The following is a 4,493-nucleotide window of genomic DNA, read 5'->3' as shown; positions in this document are numbered from 1 at the left end:
GGAGATCGACCTCGAGGAGTTGGCGGCCGGCGCCGGTACGACGGAGTATCACCTCCGCCGGATGTTCTCATCGCTGGCCGGCATGCCGCTGTCGGAGTACATCCGCAGGCGCCGGATGACGGTCGCCGCGGCGGACGTTCTCGCGGGCGATGAGGTGCTGGAGATCGCCGTGCGGTACGGGTACGGCTCGGGCGAGGCGTTCGGCCGAGCGTTCCGGTCGGTTCACGGTGTCAGTCCCGGCGACGTGCGCCGAGACGGCGGCCCCCTTCGCTCACAACCGCAGCTCAGGTTCCGCCTGACCGTCGAAGGGAACGTCCCCATGGACACTCGCATCACCGATCGACCGCCATTCCGCCTCATCGGCCACTCGACCCGCGTGCCTCTCATCCATCGGGGCGCCAATCCGCACATCCAGGCCTTCATCGCTTCGTTGCCGGCCGCTGAGCACGTCCGTCTCAAGCAGTTGAGCAACCTCGAGCCGCGGGGACTGCTGCAGGTGAGCGCCGATGTCGACCCGGACTATACCGAGGGCAGCGAGCTGACCTACCTCCACGGGGTCGCCGTTGATCGCGAGACGCTCGTGCCGGATGACCTCGACGCCATCGAGCTGGATGCCGGCGCGTGGGCCGTGTTCCATGCCGAGGGCGAGTATCCGGCGGTCTTGCAGTCGACGTGGGCCGCGACCGCCACCGATTGGTTCCCTTCGAATCCGTGGCGCCTTCGCCGCGGCCCGTCTCTCGTGGCGATCCTGGATCGAGCCGCGGACTTCAGCATGGCCACGTGTGAGTTGTGGCTGCCGGTGGAGCGGGGGTGAGCCGCCACCCAAGCCGCCGCCTGAGGCCCCGCTTACAAGACTGCTCTACGGCGGGGACGAGATCATGATCGCGAGCGGAGTCGTCGAAACGGTCGACGCGATTTCACGCGTGATGTCGGACGCCCTCGGCGCTGGCGTCAAGGAGTTTGAGRCCGCGATCAATCCGCCGCTCCCCTGAGCCCACCGGTATACTGAAAGTATGACCACGACGATCAAGGTCAGCGACGAGTTGCGTGACCGGCTCAAGGCGCAGGCCTCGCGGGCGGGCATGACGCTCGGCGCGCACCTCGCGGTTCTTGCCGATGCCGCGGACCGCCGCGATCGCCTGGCATCGCTCAAGCAGGCAATCGCGGCGTCCTCGATCGAAGAGCGCTCGTCTCACGCCGAGGAGTCGGAGTCGTGGGAGCTCGCAGAACTCTCCGACCTGCCAGGTGACTGACCTCGAGCTCGCGCCCGGTGTCGTAGCCTGGGCCGCCCTCGAGCCTGTGCGCGGCCGAGAGCAAGGCGGTCACCGCCCTGTTCTCGTGGTCGCCTCCGAGGGATACCTCGACGCGGTAACAACTCTGGCGATCGTCCTGCCGATTACGTCGGTCGATCGAGGATGGCCGAACCACGTGCGTGTTGAGGGAACGAGCGGTCTCGAGCACGCCTCGTGGATCATGACGGAGCAGCCACGCACCCTCGCCCGGGAACGTCTGACGGGGATCGCCGGCGCCGTCAGTGACGGATGCCTCCTCCGAGTTCGGACCTGGCTCGGCGACTTCCTCGACCTTTGACGTCCGCGCGAAGCAAGCCTGCTGCTGCAGCGCTGGGCAGGCCCACTGCCCCGGCAATCGTCGGCCGATAGGGGGGTGCGACGTGCCTCGCTATCTGAGCGCGAGGCGGGCGATCGCGCGAACAGCGGCGGTGGGTGCGACGTCGGGTAGCGGATTGCCGTCGCAACGCGGTCCACGGCGATCCGGGCGATCTGCACTCTCGCGCGCACCCACGGTGCACGACACAATCGTTCCCAGCGTGTGGTCAGACCACAACGCTACACTAACTATCACCGGCTTAGCGACAGCGGCCTCGCAGGGCTCTACCCGACGCGTGGACGGCAGTCGCGTCACTTTCATCGGAGGAAACCAATGGCTAACGCCGAAAAGCTACTCGAGCAGGCTAAGCAGCATCTCGAACCCGGCGAGCTTGTCAAAGCCTCGGTGATGGGGGCATACGAGACCAGGATCATGGGCAACGACTCCGCTCGAGGTGGCATACTCATCGCGACTGATCGTCGGGTCGTGTTCTATGCGAAGAAGCTCGGCGGATTCGATCTCGAATCCTTCCCGTTCGGAAACATCTCATCGTTCGAGCATGGAAAGTCGATGATGGGTCATCACATTGCGTTCCATGCTTCTGGGAACAAGGTGCAGGTGAAGTGGCTCACGCCGCCGAACGATTTCGCTGCCTTCCTCGACGTCGTGAAATCGGCGATGAACGCGAAGCATGTGGTGCAAGCAGGCCCCGACAGCGTGCAGCCCGAAGTGCTGACCGGGCCGCTCGCGCCCCCGGCATCCTCGGCCAGTAATGTGCTCGCGACTCTCAAGCAGCTTGGCGAGCTCCGCGATGGGGGCGTCGTCACCATTGAAGAATTCGAGGCCAAGAAGGCCGAGCTGCTCGGCCGAATCTAGGCCGATCTCCGTCGCCAGCCGTGAAGCTCGGTCCCGCGATCAAGGCTGAAGCGATGTAGAACAACCCCCGCCAACGGGGAGCGATGCGAGCACGGATCCGACCGTCCGGACACACGAAGAGTCGAACACATACCAGGGAGGATCACCATGGGTTTCAGAATGCGAAAGTCGATCAAGATCGCGCCTGGCGTGCGAATGAACATCTCAGCGAAATCGATCGGCGTGAGCGCCGGCGTTCGGGGTGCACGCGTCAGCGCGAGCAGCAGTGGGCGTCGGACGACGTCCGTCGGGATCCCCGGAACAGGGCTTTCGTACGTGAGTTCCTCGAGCAGGGGTTCGAGGCCTGCTAAACCCGCTCCTCGTAAGGTCACACGCCCGCCGGCGCCGTCTCGGCCTGCTTCACACAAACCCGGGATGTTCTCGCCGGCTTGGGAGAAGGCTCTCTTCAAGAGGATGGTCAGCCAGAAGGGGCCGACGTACGAGGAGCTGGCCGAGAAGTATCCCGAGGCGCTGAACACGATCTCTATGGTCGAGGCGATGTTCGTGGCTTTCCCCGCGAATGACGAGTATCGGCTGAAAGTCATCCTCAATGGGCTCCACGAGGCGGGATACGAACMGAGCAATGACACCTTCCTGCGGGCGTACACGCACGACGGGAAAATCACCCTGACGGTGGCCGAGGGCGTGAGCGCGCAGATGCCGATCTCAAGGTCCGCAATCGCGCTGCAGTTGGCCGAGTTGGAACAGGCGCGTTCCGAGCGTTCACGAGCGATCGAGATCGTTGAGTCGATTGAGCCGACGACCATGGCGGCGGTGTCTCTCGCCGAATTGTATGCAGCAGTCGGGCGGTGGGACGACGTCGTCGACCTGACGAACGGAGTCACCAACGAGGATGAGCCGTCGACCTATCTGCTGATGCAGCGTGCCCGCGCATTGCGCGAGCAAGGCTACTTCGAGGCRGCGCGTGAGGCGTCAAAGGAGGCGCTTCGTATCCGCTCCAGGCCCGCAGAGCTTCGCAACCTGGCATACGTCGAGCGCGGTCAGGCCTACCTCGCGGAGAACAAGACGGCGATGGCCCGCAAGGACTTCGAAAGGGTGCTCGCGACGGACGATGACTTTCCCGGTATCCGGGAATTGATCGCAGCTGCAGGCGGAGTCGCGGTGGCCGCTGCTGACGTCCMCGTCGATGGCGCCAACGACGAGATCATGCAGAAGGAGTCGTTCGACGTCATCCTCCACGTCGCAGGCCACAAGAAGATTCACGTCATCAAGGTCGTGCGCGAGTTCACAAGCCTGAGCCTCGCCGAGGCGAAGGCGGTCGTCGAATCGACTCCCCAGACAGTACTTGTGGACGCGGCCAGGGATACCGCCGAGAAGGCCAAGGCCGCGCTCGAGAAGGTCGGCGCTTCGGTGACGCTCGTGACCACATCGCCTGTCGCCGGGTTCCGTCAGCACTGACATGGAGCCACGACGAGAGGAATTCGCTCAGTCCGTCTGACCCTGTAAACCCGCGGAATGACGAGCATGAGGACTCCGGCGACATCACGCAACCGCCGCGATGGCCGACCGACTGTTGCCTAGCAGCCGTCAAGCACCGCTTCTGCAGCTGCTTTGTCCTCAGGGCCGATTCCGAGGTCGTAGTCGTCGAGCACGGCGACCCATTTCACGATGTACTCGCAGCGCAGCTCCGGAACGGGCGGGAGCCACTCGCTGGGACCGTAGGCGCTCTTCTCCTGGTTCGTGACGTCCGAAGAGGCCTGAAGATTGCGCGGATCGTTCGCGAACTGGGTGCGACGCTCATCGGACCATGCATCCGCACCGTGATGCCAAGACCACCCCAGCGCGACGATGTGATCGATCTGCACGAGTACGGAAGTCTCCGGCCCAGAGACGAAGTCTCTTCGAGTCCCGTCGTACGGGTCGATGAGGACACCGGTCAAGACCTTGCAGTCGTTCGTCCTCGCCTTGAAGGTCGGTTCCAGCAGGTCGCGGCCCAGGATGTCGTTGCG

The 4,493-nt window shown here is 64.4% G+C and carries 6 protein-coding genes and 1 pseudogene; 6 read left to right on the top strand and 1 reads right to left on the bottom strand.

What is annotated here, in order from left to right; translation table 11 throughout:
* Positions 1 to 4 precede the first annotated feature (4 nt).
* The 6 genes and pseudogenes from AC1DP3_RS17935 (at position 5) to AC1DP3_RS17910 (ending at position 3,942) form a co-directional block, all read left to right on the top strand.
* The gene (locus AC1DP3_RS17935) at positions 5 to 814 is read left to right on the top strand and encodes an AraC family transcriptional regulator (protein WP_477295667.1); all 810 of its coding nucleotides are present in this window, start codon (positions 5 to 7) and stop codon (positions 812 to 814) included.
* A gap of 199 nt (positions 815 to 1,013) precedes the next feature.
* The gene (locus tag AC1DP3_RS17930; protein ID WP_477295663.1) at positions 1,014 to 1,253 is read left to right on the top strand and encodes a hypothetical protein; all 240 of its coding nucleotides are present in this window, start codon (positions 1,014 to 1,016) and stop codon (positions 1,251 to 1,253) included.
* On the top strand, positions 1,246 to 1,590 hold the full coding sequence (locus tag AC1DP3_RS17925) for a type II toxin-antitoxin system PemK/MazF family toxin (protein ID WP_477295661.1): 345 nt from the start codon (positions 1,246 to 1,248) through the stop codon (positions 1,588 to 1,590). Before AC1DP3_RS17930 ends, AC1DP3_RS17925 begins: the two co-directional genes overlap by 8 nt.
* 351 nt (positions 1,591 to 1,941) lie before the next feature.
* Positions 1,942 to 2,484, top strand: coding sequence for a PH domain-containing protein (locus tag AC1DP3_RS17920; RefSeq protein ID WP_477295659.1), 543 nt, complete (start codon positions 1,942 to 1,944; stop codon positions 2,482 to 2,484).
* A 147-nt stretch (positions 2,485 to 2,631) separates the two neighbouring features.
* Positions 2,632 to 2,787: pseudogene (locus AC1DP3_RS17915) on the top strand (DUF4236 domain-containing protein); the annotation flags it as partial.
* Positions 2,788 to 2,898: 111 nt separating this feature from the next.
* Positions 2,899 to 3,942: a ribosomal protein L7/L12 gene (locus AC1DP3_RS17910; RefSeq protein WP_477295665.1), complete on the top strand. Its 1,044-nt coding sequence runs from the start codon at positions 2,899 to 2,901 to the stop codon at positions 3,940 to 3,942.
* A gap of 119 nt (positions 3,943 to 4,061) precedes the next feature.
* On the opposite strand, the gene AC1DP3_RS17905 is transcribed toward AC1DP3_RS17910, so the two are convergent.
* On the bottom strand, positions 4,062 to 4,493 hold a 432-nt coding region (locus tag AC1DP3_RS17905), incomplete at its 5' end, for an HNH endonuclease family protein (protein WP_477295657.1).

Source organism: Microbacterium sp. P5_B6, assembly GCF_056400345.1.
This window is presented reverse-complemented; position numbering and strand designations above follow the sequence as displayed.

Bases quoted from the DNA above. Each gene is read 5' to 3' on its own strand.
- AC1DP3_RS17930 (WP_477295663.1), top strand. From the start codon at position 1,014: ATGACCACGACGATCAAGGTCAGCGACGAGTTGCGTGACCGGCTCAAG.
- AC1DP3_RS17920 (WP_477295659.1), top strand. From the start codon at position 1,942: ATGGCTAACGCCGAAAAGCTACTCGAGCAGGCTAAGCAGCATCTCGAA.